The following is a 13,321-nucleotide window of genomic DNA, read 5'->3' as shown; positions in this document are numbered from 1 at the left end:
AGCGGCAATGTCGAAGTTGAAAACGACAATCCTGACGGGGTTTTTGGGCGCGGGAAAGACAACCCTGCTGAACCGGATCTTGACTTTGGGAAGCACTGAGCGTGTCGCCGTCATCGTCAACGAGTATGGGGAGGTCGGGATAGATGGACAGCTCGTCGTTCAGACCAAGGATGAAATTGTAGAACTTAACGATGGGTGCATTTGCTGCACGGTCCGTGACGATCTTATCGCCGCCATCCGCAGCCTGCTCGCATCTGGACGACCAATCGACCATTTCATAATCGAGACGTCGGGGCTCGCCGACCCCGCCCCGGTCATACAGTCGTTCATTCTCGACGAGGTTCTATCGGCAAGGCTTGAGCTCGATGCGATCGTGACAGTCGTCGACGCGCGTCACATATCGCGCCAACTCTCGCAGGAGGAGGCGGTCGAGCAGATCAGTTTCGCCGACGTCCTCTTGCTCAACAAGATCGATCTTGAAGATGAATATCGTTTGATCGAAATCGAACGGGACCTGACGAGGCGCAACCCGCTGGCCCGGATCATCCGCACAAGTTCCTGCGACGTGGAACTGGCGGACGTCCTGGGGATCGGTGCCTTCGACCTCAAGAACATTCTGGCGATCGATCCGAACATCCTGGACGAACATGCCCACGAGCATGACCAGACCATCGGCTGCGTCGCCATCCGCGACTACGGGGCTCTCGACCCGGTAGCTCTCAACGGTTGGCTCACCCGACTTGTCCAGGAGATCGGTACCGATCTTTTCCGCATGAAGGGCGTATTGAACTTCGCAGGCGAGGCGCGGCGATACGTCTTCCATGGCGTCCATATGACCCTGGAAGGACGCCCAGGCAAGATGTGGCAGCCCTTCGAGGCTCGCGTTAGCGACATGGTCTTTATCGGTCGCAATCTCGACGAAGGTGGCTTGCGCGAGGGCTTCAGAAGCTGCCTTGCCAAGCCTCATGCACTCGCTTCCTGACCCCTTCATTCCGGAAATGCCACTTGTCCATCAAGGAGACAGAACATGCCCCCTCTCGTTGCCGCAATGATCAGCCTTGGCGTCCTGGGCGCGATCGATACCTACATTACCGCGACCGTATTTCCCGTTCCCGTCTGGGTGACGTTCATCGCCTGGGCTTCCTTCTTCGCTTGTGGCGGTGGCCAGCGCGGACTAATCAAAAGCATTGTTTCGAACTGGACGGGCATCATCATCGCCACGATCACGCTCCTGATCATCCAGTTTGCACCAGCCCATCCAATCTTCGCTGCCATCCTGGTTGGTCTCGGCACGTCGGCAATGGTGCTCGCTTCCTCCATTCCGATCCTGAGCTTCACACCAGCGATCGTCTTTGGTTTCGCCTCTTTCGTGGGCACGACGGCCGCCACCAACACCACCGTTGTGACCTCGGGCATCAATCATCCAACACTCGTCGCGATGGCCGCCATGCTGCTTGGAGGCGTCTTCGGCTTGCTCTCCGAAATGGGCACCAATCTCCTGGCGGCCAAGAAGCCGGTCACCGCCTAATTCCGTAACGCAGAAAGGACAACGTCATGAAACTGCAACACTATCTGGGCGGACTTGAGGGTCTAGGCCCTGTGAGTACCGAGACGCGCGTTTTCGTCGAAACCTGGGAAACCCGCATCTTCGGCATCCATACGGCGATGATGGCGCTTTCCTCGCAACTGCCACTTCCCCCGACACCGTCCAAATTCACGACTGTTTGGACATGGGCGGACCTTCGAAAGGGTGCCGAATCCCTGAACCCGTTCGATTATTTCAAATTCCGCTATTACGAAAAATGGCTCGGCGGCATCTCCGGCTACTTCATCGACAACGAATATATCACCGCGGACGAACTCGACGCGTTGACGGAAGAATATTATAGCGATCCGTCGAAGTCGGTTCCGGCCGCCGGCGACGCGGCCATCGACAACCGGGTGGTGCAATATCTCGTCGAAGGCGACAGCCCGAAGCGCGACACCAATGTGTCTTTTGATTTCGCGGTCGGCGACTTGGTTTCAATCAAGAACGTTCCCTCCATCGAGCACACCAGACTTCCAGGCTTTCTTCGCAACAAGAGCGGTACCGTCGAGACGGTTTATGACGGAGCCTACGTCTACCTTTGCGATACGGGGACAGACGGAATCGGCGCTGCAATGCCCGTCTACTGCATTCGGTTCGAACCGGAAGACCTCTGGCCCGGCAACACTGAGAAAAACTTCAGTCTCTACGCCGATCTGTATTCGCACTACGTCGAAGCGCCTGCGGCAGCATCTGCCAAACAGGCTGCTTGACCCGCCATCCAATAGGAGCACACATCACATGATCGACCGCTTTCAATATCGCGAGGATCGCGAAGCCTACAGCGCCGCGCGGGTCAAGGCTCTCGAAGCCCTGCTGATCAAAAAGGGTATTATAACGGACAAGACCGTCGACACGGTCCTCGACTTCTTCGAAACGAAGATGGGACCTTTCAACGGTGCAAAGATCGTCGCCCGAGCCTGGGTTGACCCGTCCTTCAAAGATCGGCTCGTGACAGACACACCTGCGGCGATCGCCGAACTCAATCTGCCCGAGGGCATGGCAGGCGCCGAGGGTGAGCATATGCGTGCCGTCGCGAACTCGCCGGATGTGCACAACCTTATCATATGCACACTTTGCTCCTGCTATCCCTGGCCGGTCCTGGGGCTGCCTCCCTACTGGTACAAGGATCCCACCTTTCGCAGCCGCGCCGCCCGCGAACCACGCGCTGTTCTGGGCGAGTTCGGACTCCCGGTCCCCGAGGCCATCGAAATCAAGGTGTGGGATTCCAGTGCGCAGATCCGCTGGTTCGTCGTTCCTGAACGTCCCGTTGGCACAGAAGGAATGACGGAAGCGGAGCTTGAGGCGCTCGTTACTCCCGAGGCTATGATGGGCGTCGCCATCGCCAAGGCCGCGTGAGGCCGTCGACGATGCTGACTCAGTTCGAGCACTTCGCAATCACCGAGATGATGGGGAAGACCGACAATCCGCCTCGCGCCAACGGGTCTCTCTGCTTCGGTTCGCAATGGGAGCGGTCCTCGTTCGGAATGGCCATGGCGCTCGCCAAGAACGGCATTTTTGAATGGGATGATTTTCGCGACGAACTCATCTCGACGATCAAGGCCTGGGAGGATGCCCATCCTGTCGATCGCTCGACATGGAACTACTACGACCAGTTCCTGGCGGCGCTTGAGAAGGCAGTCGTCAAGGCTGGCATCATCGACCCCGAAGAGATCGGGGCCGTGCTCGCGGCCTGATCAAAAACATCAACAGATACGTCGCAAAGGGCACGCCGCCCGTCTCGAAAGGTACGAAAAATGTCAGTATCCGCAACATCAACCATCTCGACGCCCATCATAGCGAACTCCGCAGCCAGAATTCTTCAGGCGGCTATGGCCTTGTGCTTTGGCGCGATCATCGTCGGCTTTGTAGGGTTTTCCCATATCGAGATCGTTCACAACGCAGCGCATGACACCCGTCATGCCAATGCGTTTCCTTGCCACTGAGGGCCTCTAAAATGTCTTTGTTTCGCTCCATCGTTTTTACCGCTGCCCTTACCGGCGTCATCGTTGGTGTGTCGGTAAGCGCGGTTCAGTTTGCCGGCACAAGCCAGTTGATCGCCAAGGCGGAGGTCTACGAAAAAGCGGGCGAAGTGGAGCCCCAGGCGATCACCACGTCCCCCATGGTGGATGCCCACGTCCATGACGCTGGTCACGATCACGAAGAAGGCGCCTGGGAACCCGCAGACGGGTTTGAACGAATGGCGTTCACGGTGGCCGCCAACATGCTGACCGCGATTGGATATGCGCTGGCGCTTTGTGGCCTTATCGCGATGCGCGGAAAACCGGTGACGTGGCGCGAAGGCCTGCTTTGGGGATTGGCAGGGTTCGCATGTGTCATGATCGCTCCCATGCTGGGTCTGCCGCCGGAGCTGCCAGGGACACCCTCCGCTCCGCTTGGTGACCGGCAACTCTGGTGGATCGGAACCGCCCTTGCAACTGCTGCAGGTATCGGACTGATTTCATTCAAGCGTAAGCCATGGGCGGCCCTGGTTGCCATCGCGCTGATCGCCGCGCCTCATCTGATCGGCGCGCCTGCGGCCCCGCAAGGAATGCACGCGCTGGCACCGGAAGCTCTCGAGCATCAATTCGTTGCCGCGGCGGTCATGACCAGCCTCTTGTTCTGGGCGCTCCTGGGCTCGTTGAGCGGGACACTCTTCAACCGCTTCGAACGCACGACGTGAGCAACGAAACGATATGATCTGGAGGCACGACCTCGATGCGCTGCAGTTTGCCGCCGGAAATGGTGGCAATTGCATCGTGCATCGCCGAGCATTCCGCGCAATGTTGCTCAAACCCCCAAAGCGGCACGACTGCATCGAGTTCTACGAACAGAACAGCGTCGCGTTTGAGGCGGCAGCCAAGGCGAAGATCGACAATGGAGATGTGCATGAGGGATGTAACTTCCACCTCAACAGCAGGCAGATCCGAAACATCCTGACGCGCGGGGACTGGCAGCGATCTTGCATGACCAATTTGGCGAATGACAAACCAGGAGACTAAAGTCCATGCGAATCGTCATCCTCGCGCCACCCGGCGTGCAGTCACTCGACATCGTTGGTCCCGCCGAGGTCTTCTGGGAGGCGGCAAGACGATTGGGCGACATGGACGCTTACGATATCCAAATCATGTCGACTGGCGCCCCTTCCGTGGCGGGAACGGGCCAGTTGCGGTTCATGGCCGATCGGACAATCTTCGATGAGGACGAGGATATCGACACCCTACTCGTAGCAGGCGACCCGGCCTTCTTCGAAATCGACCCAGCCGTCATCGCGTGGCTCCAGCGTCGAGTACCGACGGCCAGACGGTTCGGATCGATCTGCACTGGAGTGTTCCTGCTCGCCGCCGCCGGTCTTCTCGACGGAAAAAGGGTCACCACGCATTGGGAATGTGCCGCGAAGTTCAGCGACGAATATCCCGATATCGATCTGGATGCCGACGCCATCTACGTGCGCGACGGTTCTCTGATAACGGCTGCCGGTGTCACGGCAGGTATCGATCTCGCATTGTCGCTCGTCGAGGAAGACCATGGCAAGGACACCGCAATGATCGTTGCGCGCTACATGGTCATGTTCATGAAGAGACCTGGCGGACAGTCGCAGTTCAGTGCGTATCTCGTCGGCCAGATGTCGGAAACGACCCTGATCCAGAAGGCCCAGGAGTACGTCTTGTCGAATTTGAACCGCGACCTCGACGTGGAGAGTCTTGCCCACGAGGTCGGCATGAGCACCCGGAACTTCGCTCGGGTCTTCCGTAAGGAGCTCGGCTTCACGCCAGCGGAATTCGTTGCAGCCGCCCGCACGGACGCTGCGAGACGACTGCTGCAGGACACCACGCAGCCGCTCTTGAGGATCGCTACCACTTGCGGCTTCGCGGACGTGAATGCTATGCGCCGGGTCTTCGCCAAAACCATCGGCGTAAGTCCGAATGACTACAGGAGCCGTTTCCAGACATCGTCGAAGCCATCGCAAACCATGCCTATTGGCGATGCTAAAGGGCACCCGCGGAGGGCTCTCGCGATGGAGATAGCGTTAGCTACCTCCCATCCGGGCGCGGTCAGCGGGCGAGGAGCGCGAGCGGTTTGAGTTTGCGTCTGTGGCATTGAATTTCTCTGCTACGAAATTGGCGATGGCCGCGGCTTCTATAAGCTGGAGGGTGTTCGGCGGCGGGACGATTCTGTCGCCGAAGTCTAAGCCGACGCACTTCACGTCCGAGTGCATCGGGTCACAATCAAGCAGCTACGGCAAGAAGACGAGCACAGCGACTGAATCGGTCATCCGCCCGCGGTAAGGATAACCAAGAGACCTGAAAAATACCTCACCTGGGGTCGCCGTTACATGCCGTTTGGCCTCGGTCCACGCCCTGCCGCTGCGCATTACGCCGACGTTCCAGTGATCGATTGGGCTCGATCGCAGCATGGCCTGATCGCGAATATAGCTGCATGCCTGCGCGCGCTGCTGAACGATGAGGATATCGCCGAGATGCCATCCGGTCTGTTCCGCAAGAAAACCGTCGCCCTCTGATTTTCCATCCGGCAGATGAACATCCACAAGCGGCGCCATATGTGATCGCCAGGACTGGAACTGTTCTTTCGGTGGCAGGTTATGCGTCGAAAATCGCAAGGGCACCAGCGCCGCCGCTCCAGGTGCGCCGGTCATTCCTGTCCCGCAGCGGGGTCATCTCCAGACTCCGTAACCATCCAATTCCTCCAGTGCATAAGCCGATCCGGGCTGCTGAAACTGAAGCAAACAATCGTTTTCGCGGCTGAACCGCGCAGCCATCGTACAAAAGCCGAATTGGCTAAAGCTTTACGTGCATAAGCTACTTATCATATTCCCTGGTGAGCAGAAATGGACGGACCGATAATTTTCAGGATGCGGCGATAACGACAATTACGTCCTGTTCATATATCTAAATGAGTAGTGGTTAATTCCGAAGGAAGTTCGGAAATTCCAAAATACGCAGCTGCCGGTGCAATGTAGTTTCGGGGCGCCGGCAACATAAAACGATATTTGTTCAAAACAAAACATGCAAAAATAGGAGGATAGGTCGTGAACTATCGGAGAATTGTTCTTGCGCGCTTTGCGCAAGCGTTGGCTTGCAACAGGAATCATTCTGCGTGCACCCGCTCAGGCGCCGGGAAGAATTCCACCGCCTATTGTGCAGATTCATGCGAGACGCTCCTGATGCCGGACATCGGCAAATAGTGGCGCGCGAGGGGTTGCGCGCAGCCGAGGCAATCTGTGTCGATGCGTAATGGCTTGAGGCTTGCATGCAACCCCTACCATATCCACCCATTGTCGAAATTGTTTACGCTGCCTTTCATATGGCAGAGCGGAGGCTAAGATGACCACGGCATGTGATGAGAAATATATCGAATTGAAGCCGATTTCGAGCTGCAGACGAGAAGTCGAAGTCGCGATGGTAGAAATGCTCGTCAGTTTGCAGAAACGTGGATGGTCGGCTGCGGAATTGGCACTGGCGCTCGCAGATGCCTCCGAAGATCTCGTCATGCTGATTGCGACCAAAAGGCTTCGACCGAATTAGGTCGTGGTGACGATTTAACGGTTTGGGATTCCGCCGGAGGCGCAAATCAGATTCAAGGCTGACTTTTGGATATGGCCGTGGATTGTGATGCGCTTCGGGATGACCAGTGGGAACGGATCAAGGATTGTGTGCCGGGCGGCACGAAGGGCAAACGCGGCCCGCGCACGAACAACCGGCTGTTCCTGGACGCGCTGTTGTGGGTGGCCCGTTCCGGCGGTCGTTGGCGTGACCTGCCCGAACGGCTCGGCGGGCACTGTAAACTTAACGCTGCGAAGACAAGATCTGGGAGTGAGGCTTTGGTTCATTCGGCGTGGCGCGATTTGGCGCCATGCTTGCATGGCAGTTGCTCGCAATTCTCGATGGTGGGTGGATGGAATACCGTGGCGGGGAACGTTAAAGAGGTTGGCGATCGGGTCGTGTACGGAAACGAAACGCTGAAGGTGTCGCGCTGACTTGAAGCGCTTCATGATCCTCTCCCGCCGTCGGACGGGTTGATGAGAGGGTACTGTCACATTGATTGAGCGGTAAGGAAATTGAGGTAGCAGCGCACCCATGACCGTGAGTGCACCGACAAGGCGGCCAAGCGCCTGCTGACGCGACTTCTGAAGAAACAGGGCATGCCGCCAAAGCGTATGATCACCGACAAATTGCGCTCCTACGGGGCGGCCAAACGCCAGGTCATGCCGAACGTGGAACACCGCTCGCATAAAGGCTTGAACAACCGGGCGGAGAATTCTCACCTGCCGTTGAGAAAACGGGAGCGAACGCGACAGGGTTTCCGGTCGGTTGGCTCATTGCAACATTTCGTGTCGATCTTCTCCGCCGTCCGAAACCTCTTCGTCCCATCCCATCCCAGACCAACCGCTCCGCAGCACAAATTCGAACCCATCGACGCCAGGCAATGGCCGCGTGGGAAGCCGTGAGTGCACGGCCTGCCTGAAAAGCGCAGGCTCGGCCTACGTGGCCACATTCAAACAACGTGACAACGCCCGGCGAAGAGCTTTTCACGCCATAGGGCCATGCCTGGCCTTTTGAGGGAACGAGCGTCTGACGGCTCAGGAAATAGCCCGCGTCACGGAATTGAAATTCGGCATGCGCAGCGTCGCCCTTCGCTTTGGCGAGGAGTCCCTTCCGGCGCGCAAAGCGAAGGTCCGCGCAACGGCTGGATTTGCAAGCTATGGAGAGAAATCATGTTGGAAAATCCGCATGTAGCGCGGATATTTGAACATGAATTACCCATGCAAACAAAACGTGTTGCAATGTCTGCACATAGAGCGGATAATTGGACATGATTCACGATAAACGGGCCGCGCTTTCCGCCTATACATCAAACTTGCTCTCCCAGGGGCGGGTGGTTTTTGATGGCCGAGAGGCGATCGAAGCGCTGGGCATCAATCGTGGCGCGTTCCTGGACTCAGCCGAGCGTTTGCAGCGTCGAAAACTACTCCTCAACCCGCGCCACGACTTCTATATCGTGGTCCCTCCACAATTCATGTCATTGGGCGCTCCGCCACCAACCTGGTACATTGACGCGCTGATGCGCCATGAGGGGAATTCCTATTATGTCGGTCTGCTTAAGGCAGCCGAACTGCACGGTGCCACGCATCAGGCCGTGATGGAGTTTCAAGTCGTGTCGGCCAAACGGCTCCCCAAGATCAGGGCCGGTCGCAACCGCGTCGTCTTCTACTACCGAAAGGATATGGAGACCGTCGCCGCGGGCGTTGTCGACAAGAAAACCGAGACAGGTTCGATGAGAGTGTCGTCACCAGCTCTCACAGCGCTCGACATTCTGCGGTATTCTCGTGGCGCCGGCGGTCTTGATAACATCTTCACTGTCCTCAGGGATATCGCGCCGCAGCTTGATTTCGAAAGCCTGACCAACCTGTCGCGCGTCACCGAACGGCCGGTCGTGCAGCGCCTCGGCTACCTTCTCGACAGGCTGGGTCACGGCCCACGCCTGGCGTCGATGCGTATCGCCTTGGAAGACCGCGGCAACCTGCCCTGGACGGAGCTGGACCGCAAAGAAGCCGGCGATCCCGACTTTTCTACTGAAGTGCTCGAGCGCGACCCGCGTTGGCGGGTCATCGTCCGCCGCTATCCGGAGGCCGATGAATGATACCAGCTCAGAATATTGTCGCGTGGGGCAATGTCGCGCCTTGGGCCGATCAACGTCAGATCGAACAGGATCTGATTATCAGCCGGGCGGTGGTCGCGATATTCACCGACCCCTTCTTGCGCGAAGCCTTGAGGTTTCGCGGCGGCACAGCCCTCAACAAACTGCACTTCCCGGCTCCGCTGCGCTACTCGGAAGACATTGATCTCGTGCGCACAGAGGCCGGGCCGATCGGCCCGGTCCTGGACGCCTTGCGTGTCGTCCTCGAGCCGTGGCTTGGACACGGTCAGTACGAGTCAAGTCCGGTCGCACCCAAGTTGAAATTCCGGATTGAGGCCGAGGACGGCGGCGGCGTCCCCATCCGCCTCAAGGTCGAAACCAACATCAGCGAGATCGAAGCGTATGATCCGCCGATCGACTTGCCGTTCGGCGTGACCAATCCATGGTTCACCGGGAATGCGTCCGTCCCGACATTCTCCCGTGAGGAAATGTTGGCCACCAAGCTGCGCGCGCTGCTGCAGCGGGAGAAGGGTCGCGATCTCTATGACCTGGCGCATGGCCTAGAGACGTTTGAGGGCCTGAATGTGGAGAAAGTGGCTGACTTTTTTGGCCGCTACGTCGCACTTTCGGGCCAGGTCATCACGCGGGCACAAGCTGAGCAACGGATGTTCGCGAAGCTTGCCCGGCCGCGCTTTCTGACCGACATGCAGCCATTGCTTCCGACACAGCAGGCCGAAGCGCTGACCGACCAAACGACCCTCCAGTCATTTACTAGCGTTTTTGCGGCATTCATCGAACGCTTGCCCGGTGACACGTGGTTACGCACCGCTGAAATGCGCAAGCGCTTCGGCGTGGTGTAGAGATATGAATTGGAACGATGACGTCGAGGGTGGCCTGGGATGAGCGACGGAACGAGAGAAGAGGAGCCGCCGACGCACTATCTTCGCCAGGACAATGATGGGTCCGGGACGCAGGTGTGGCGTATCCAAGACTCTGAGGCAGTGAGGCTGGGTGTTTCCAATCCCGAGCAGGGCGCGGGGACCTATATTAAAAGGGGCAAACGGGCCTCGATTTGGGCGGCATTTCGAGAAGACACTCCTTGGTTTACTCCTGGCGGACCCGAGACCGGGCCGTTTCATCGCCTCGATCTCCCGCCAGCTCACTACTATCGTCGCATCGCCAGGCCGCTAAATGGCAGCTTCGCCCATCCTAAAAACCCCGGCGCCGGCGAAGAGCGCGACACGATTGCCGTAGGTGCTGGTCAAGCGCGCGCTCTGACGCATCATCTCGATCGCATCTGCCAAACCGTCCATCCCCATACCGAAACGCTGGGTGTTTACGGTCACGAAATCCGCAACCTGCTGATCCTTGCAGCGACCGAGGTCGAAGCGCATTGGCGGGGGGTCCTGGTCGCGAACGGTAGGTCGGGCCAGAAACTCAACACGAACGACTATGTGCGGTTGCTACCGGTCATGCGCCTCGATCAGTATGCGGTCGGCTTTCGTCCCTATCCGTGGCTAACGCCTATTCGCCCCTTCGCCGGGTGGAATTCTCAAGATCCCACCAAGACTCTCCCCTGGTACGACGCTTATAACCGGGTCAAACACGATAGAGAAACACAATTCAGTGACGCGCGGCTCGAACACACGTTCAACGCCGTCGCCGCATGTGTGATTATGCTTGCAGCTCAATATACCCCGTCGATCGGCTTGGGTGGTCACTCGGATCTGAGCTCTTTTTTCCAGTTTGCCGAGACGCCGGAATGGACACCAGAACAAAGCTACGCGAGCATCTCACACGACCAAGATGGCCGCTGGGTGCCGGTTGATCACCCAGCGCTCGTACGCAAGTAATGAGACTGGATATCGGGGGAGGGGGCGGCGCGGGCAATCATGGACGACATCGATCAGGGTGGACGAGTCATCCTTGCGCATGTGAGTGTAGCTGCTGCTGAATGACGTCTGTGTGGACGTCGATGCGATAATATTTGAGCGTAGGCAAACGTACATCTTGCGCCAAACGCTTTCTCATTTATGAGGCATGATACATCTAGATGTATGAGGGTCTTATGGCAACCGGATACATGCTGTTGACAGGCGCAAGCCGCGGGATTGGCCACGCAACTGTAAAGTTATTTCAGGAGAAAGGCTGGCGCATCCTCACAGTGTCGCGACAGCCATTTTCAGAGGAATGCGCCTGGCCGACAGCAAAGGAGAGTCACATACAGGCTGATCTTGCAGATCTCTCTCAGGTCGGCCCGCTAGTCGCAGCGGTTAGGGAGCGTCTTCCTGATGGGAAGCTTCACGCACTGGTCAACAATGCCGGCATTTCGCCCAAAGGCCCGGGCGGATCAAGGCTGGGCGTTCGCGGAACCGATGCTGAAACCTGGACGAAAGTGCTGAACGTCAATCTGATCTCGACGGCGCTGCTCGCGCGGGCACTCCTGCCGGAGCTTGAGGCGGCCAAGGGTCTCATTGTCAATGTGACCTCGATCGCGGGCTCGCGCGTTCATCCTTTTGCGGGCGTTGCGTATGCGGCGTCAAAAGCGGGCCTCGCTTCCTTGACCCGCGAACTCGCCCATGAGTTCGGCCCGCGTGGTGTGCGTGCAAACGCGATCGCTCCAGGCGAAATCGAAACCTCAATCCTGTCGCCGGGCACCAACGCATTGGTCGAGCAAGAAGTCCCGATGGCTCGGCTTGGAACGCCCCGCGAAGTGGCAGAAACAATATACTTTTTATGCAGTGACGCCTCCTCGTACATCAATGGCGCCGAAATCCACATCAACGGCGGACAGCATGTCTGATCTGCCGAGGGGAGGGGCGGTAGTGGAATGCGATCGGCGGGCACCGTAAACTTAACGCTGTGCGCAGATAGCCGTATTGGCGCGGAGCCGCCAAGCGAGCGGGAATTGGGTGGAGGCCGGATCACGGTCGATAACGTACGCCCTCGGCCGTCATACCCTCGACAGACGAAACATCCGTCACTCGATCCCCACTAGCGACCAGAAGCTCTCGCCTTCTTTGGGGCCGAAATACCGCTTTCCCGCTCAAGCTTTTTGCGAGCGAGTTTACGGACGCGCCTGATACCCTCGGCCTTCTCACGAGCACGTTTTTCGGACGGCTTTTCAAAACGCTCCCGAAGTCGAGCCTCCCGGAAAACGCCCTCGCGCTGCAACTTCTTTTTCAAAAAACGGAGCGCTTGCTCAACGTTATTATCACGTACCAAAACTTGCATTCTAAACTCCCTAGGATCACTGACGCGCCTCATTAGATCCATGTGCTTTTACGAGCAAGGCTTGGAAGGCCGATTGCCTAAATTCTTTGTCGTCACTGTTTCATGGCACGATCGCGAATGGGCTAGAGGTAAGCTTTGCCAGCGGTTGATGGGTCAGAAGTTCATATCCTTTGAAGACCGGTGAGCTTTCGGTGTCCATATTGTTCAAACTCCGATTTTTTGATGGTGCCATTTCCGTGGCGATCTGCTGATTTACAATCCATTGCCAATGGCTTCCTGAGGACCTATTGAAGATTGTGGATTCTCGCCTGCGCTGTCGCGACGATCCATTGCTTTGTTCTCAGTTCCGGATTTTCATGCCGCATGATGTCGGTCACGACCGCGACGCTATCCGCCCCGTGAGCAAGGGCGTCTTCGATCCGTTCGACATTCAACCCGCCGATGGCGACCAGAGGCAGGTCGCCGATGCGCGATTTCCATTCGCTCAGCCGCGTCAGCCCTTGCGGCGCCCATTTCATCTGCTTGAGGATCGTCGTGTAGACCGGACCGAGTGCGATATAATCAGGCCTCGCTGCCAGTGCGGTTTCCAGCTCGCGTTCGTCGTGCGTTGAGAGGCCGAGTTTCAGGCCACTCGCTCGGATCGCGTCGAGGTCCGCTGTCGCAAGATCCTCCTGGCCGAGGTGTACGAAGCCGCAACCTTCCTCGATCGCAAGCCGCCAGTGGTCGTTGACGACCAGCTGAGATTGATGTTTAGCGCAGACTGCTACTGCGCGACGGATCTCGGCGCGTAGTTCAGTCTCCGGACGATCCTTGATGCGCAACTGCACCAGCTTGACGCCAAGC

The 13,321-nt window shown here is 57.9% G+C and carries 16 protein-coding genes and 4 pseudogenes; 16 read left to right on the top strand and 4 right to left on the bottom strand.

The features are described from left to right. Positions 1–7 precede the first annotated feature (7 nt). From C3Y91_RS23615 to C3Y91_RS23575, 9 genes are read left to right on the top strand one after another with little or no spacing between them, the layout of a single operon-like run. Positions 8–982 carry a CobW family GTP-binding protein gene (locus tag C3Y91_RS23615; RefSeq protein ID WP_131603353.1) on the top strand — a complete coding sequence of 325 codons (975 nt, stop codon included), beginning with the start codon at positions 8–10 and terminating at the stop codon, positions 980–982. 45 nt (positions 983–1,027) lie between these two features. Beyond that, positions 1,028–1,528, top strand: coding sequence for a DUF1097 domain-containing protein (locus C3Y91_RS23610; protein WP_131603355.1), 501 nt, complete (start codon positions 1,028–1,030; stop codon positions 1,526–1,528). Positions 1,529–1,554: 26 nt separating this feature from the next. Beyond that, positions 1,555–2,298, top strand: coding sequence for a nitrile hydratase subunit beta (gene nthB / locus C3Y91_RS23605; protein ID WP_018484463.1), 744 nt, complete (start codon positions 1,555–1,557; stop codon positions 2,296–2,298). A gap of 28 nt (positions 2,299–2,326) precedes the next feature. Then, positions 2,327–2,944 (top strand): nitrile hydratase subunit alpha, encoded by a 618-nt coding sequence (nthA, locus tag C3Y91_RS23600; protein ID WP_018484462.1) that lies wholly within the window; start codon positions 2,327–2,329, stop codon positions 2,942–2,944. 11 nt (positions 2,945–2,955) lie between these two features. Next, positions 2,956–3,282: a nitrile hydratase accessory protein gene (locus tag C3Y91_RS23595; RefSeq protein WP_168575851.1), complete on the top strand. Its 327-nt coding sequence runs from the start codon at positions 2,956–2,958 to the stop codon at positions 3,280–3,282. 60 nt (positions 3,283–3,342) lie between these two features. Then, positions 3,343–3,531 (top strand): CbtB domain-containing protein, encoded by a 189-nt coding sequence (locus C3Y91_RS23590; RefSeq protein ID WP_018484460.1) that lies wholly within the window; start codon positions 3,343–3,345, stop codon positions 3,529–3,531. A gap of 11 nt (positions 3,532–3,542) precedes the next feature. Further along, the gene (locus C3Y91_RS23585; RefSeq protein ID WP_064249224.1) at positions 3,543–4,268 is read left to right on the top strand and encodes a CbtA family protein; all 726 of its coding nucleotides are present in this window, start codon (positions 3,543–3,545) and stop codon (positions 4,266–4,268) included. 13 nt (positions 4,269–4,281) lie between these two features. Beyond that, positions 4,282–4,587, top strand: a complete 306-nt coding sequence (locus tag C3Y91_RS23580) for a hypothetical protein (RefSeq protein ID WP_131603357.1) — start codon at positions 4,282–4,284, stop codon at positions 4,585–4,587. Positions 4,588–4,592: 5 nt separating this feature from the next. Next, positions 4,593–5,669 (top strand): GlxA family transcriptional regulator, encoded by a 1,077-nt coding sequence (locus C3Y91_RS23575; RefSeq protein ID WP_062940376.1) that lies wholly within the window; start codon positions 4,593–4,595, stop codon positions 5,667–5,669. Between the two features lie 156 nt (positions 5,670–5,825). Here the strand turns inward: C3Y91_RS23575 and C3Y91_RS23570 are convergent. Continuing rightward, positions 5,826–6,229, bottom strand: a pseudogene (locus tag C3Y91_RS23570) (AraC family transcriptional regulator); the annotation flags it as partial. A 701-nt stretch (positions 6,230–6,930) separates the two neighbouring features. On the opposite strand from C3Y91_RS23570, the gene C3Y91_RS23565 reads away from it, so the two are divergent. Together C3Y91_RS23565 and C3Y91_RS23560 are read left to right on the top strand one after the other, a co-directional pair. Next, the gene (locus C3Y91_RS23565; RefSeq protein WP_028744322.1) at positions 6,931–7,131 is read left to right on the top strand and encodes a hypothetical protein; all 201 of its coding nucleotides are present in this window, start codon (positions 6,931–6,933) and stop codon (positions 7,129–7,131) included. Positions 7,132–7,208: 77 nt separating this feature from the next. Further along, positions 7,209–7,379 (top strand): annotated as a pseudogene (locus C3Y91_RS23560) (transposase); the annotation flags it as partial. Positions 7,380–7,516: 137 nt separating this feature from the next. Here the strand turns inward: C3Y91_RS23560 and C3Y91_RS38720 are convergent. Further along, positions 7,517–7,631 (bottom strand): annotated as a pseudogene (locus C3Y91_RS38720) (IS6 family transposase); the annotation flags it as partial. A 72-nt stretch (positions 7,632–7,703) separates the two neighbouring features. On the opposite strand from C3Y91_RS38720, the pseudogene C3Y91_RS23550 reads away from it, so the two are divergent. The 5 genes and pseudogenes from C3Y91_RS23550 to C3Y91_RS23530 all read left to right on the top strand — a co-directional run. Next, a pseudogene (locus C3Y91_RS23550) lies at positions 7,704–8,071 on the top strand (DDE-type integrase/transposase/recombinase); the annotation flags it as partial. Positions 8,072–8,419: 348 nt separating this feature from the next. After that, positions 8,420–9,247: a type IV toxin-antitoxin system AbiEi family antitoxin domain-containing protein gene (locus C3Y91_RS23545; protein WP_168575850.1), complete on the top strand. Its 828-nt coding sequence runs from the start codon at positions 8,420–8,422 to the stop codon at positions 9,245–9,247. Further along, positions 9,244–10,104, top strand: a complete 861-nt coding sequence (locus C3Y91_RS23540; protein WP_018486494.1) for a nucleotidyl transferase AbiEii/AbiGii toxin family protein — start codon at positions 9,244–9,246, stop codon at positions 10,102–10,104. Before C3Y91_RS23545 ends, C3Y91_RS23540 begins: the two co-directional genes overlap by 4 nt. Before the next feature lie 39 nt (positions 10,105–10,143). Beyond that, on the top strand, positions 10,144–11,097 hold the full coding sequence (locus C3Y91_RS23535) for a hypothetical protein (protein ID WP_018517623.1): 954 nt from the start codon (positions 10,144–10,146) through the stop codon (positions 11,095–11,097). Between the two features lie 215 nt (positions 11,098–11,312). Then, positions 11,313–12,047, top strand: a complete 735-nt coding sequence (locus tag C3Y91_RS23530) for an SDR family NAD(P)-dependent oxidoreductase (RefSeq protein WP_018486496.1) — start codon at positions 11,313–11,315, stop codon at positions 12,045–12,047. Positions 12,048–12,238: 191 nt separating this feature from the next. Here C3Y91_RS23530 and rpsU read toward each other — a convergent pair whose 3' ends face one another. Together rpsU and C3Y91_RS23520 are read right to left on the bottom strand one after the other, a co-directional pair. After that, positions 12,239–12,478: a 30S ribosomal protein S21 gene (gene rpsU / locus C3Y91_RS23525; RefSeq protein WP_003554884.1), complete on the bottom strand. Its 240-nt coding sequence runs from the start codon at positions 12,476–12,478 to the stop codon at positions 12,239–12,241. Between the two features lie 284 nt (positions 12,479–12,762). Next, on the bottom strand, positions 12,763–13,321 hold a 559-nt coding region (locus tag C3Y91_RS23520), incomplete at its 5' end, for a thiamine phosphate synthase (RefSeq protein ID WP_168575849.1).

Source organism: Rhizobium ruizarguesonis (assembly GCF_012349115.1).
Lineage (GTDB): Bacteria > Pseudomonadota > Alphaproteobacteria > Rhizobiales > Rhizobiaceae > Rhizobium > Rhizobium ruizarguesonis.
This window is presented reverse-complemented; position numbering and strand designations above follow the sequence as displayed.

Excerpts from the sequence above, each read along its gene's own strand:
- C3Y91_RS23585 (WP_064249224.1), top strand. The coding sequence starts at position 3,543 with ATGTCTTTGTTTCGCTCCATCGTTTTTACCGCTGCCCTTACCGGCGTC.
- C3Y91_RS23530 (WP_018486496.1), top strand. The coding sequence starts at position 11,313 with ATGGCAACCGGATACATGCTGTTGACAGGCGCAAGCCGCGGGATTGGC.
- C3Y91_RS23575 (WP_062940376.1), top strand. The coding sequence starts at position 4,593 with ATGCGAATCGTCATCCTCGCGCCACCCGGCGTGCAGTCACTCGACATC.
- nthB (WP_018484463.1), top strand. The coding sequence starts at position 1,555 with ATGAAACTGCAACACTATCTGGGCGGACTTGAGGGTCTAGGCCCTGTG.
- rpsU (WP_003554884.1), bottom strand. The coding sequence starts at position 12,478 with ATGCAAGTTTTGGTACGTGATAATAACGTTGAGCAAGCGCTCCGTTTT.
- C3Y91_RS23610 (WP_131603355.1), top strand. The coding sequence starts at position 1,028 with ATGCCCCCTCTCGTTGCCGCAATGATCAGCCTTGGCGTCCTGGGCGCG.
- nthA (WP_018484462.1), top strand. The coding sequence starts at position 2,327 with ATGATCGACCGCTTTCAATATCGCGAGGATCGCGAAGCCTACAGCGCC.
- C3Y91_RS23565 (WP_028744322.1), top strand. The coding sequence starts at position 6,931 with ATGACCACGGCATGTGATGAGAAATATATCGAATTGAAGCCGATTTCG.
- C3Y91_RS23595 (WP_168575851.1), top strand. The coding sequence starts at position 2,956 with ATGCTGACTCAGTTCGAGCACTTCGCAATCACCGAGATGATGGGGAAG.
- C3Y91_RS23535 (WP_018517623.1), top strand. The coding sequence starts at position 10,144 with ATGAGCGACGGAACGAGAGAAGAGGAGCCGCCGACGCACTATCTTCGC.
- C3Y91_RS23590 (WP_018484460.1), top strand. The coding sequence starts at position 3,343 with ATGTCAGTATCCGCAACATCAACCATCTCGACGCCCATCATAGCGAAC.
- C3Y91_RS23540 (WP_018486494.1), top strand. The coding sequence starts at position 9,244 with ATGATACCAGCTCAGAATATTGTCGCGTGGGGCAATGTCGCGCCTTGG.
- C3Y91_RS23580 (WP_131603357.1), top strand. The coding sequence starts at position 4,282 with ATGATCTGGAGGCACGACCTCGATGCGCTGCAGTTTGCCGCCGGAAAT.
- C3Y91_RS23615 (WP_131603353.1), top strand. The coding sequence starts at position 8 with ATGTCGAAGTTGAAAACGACAATCCTGACGGGGTTTTTGGGCGCGGGA.
- C3Y91_RS23545 (WP_168575850.1), top strand. The coding sequence starts at position 8,420 with ATGATTCACGATAAACGGGCCGCGCTTTCCGCCTATACATCAAACTTG.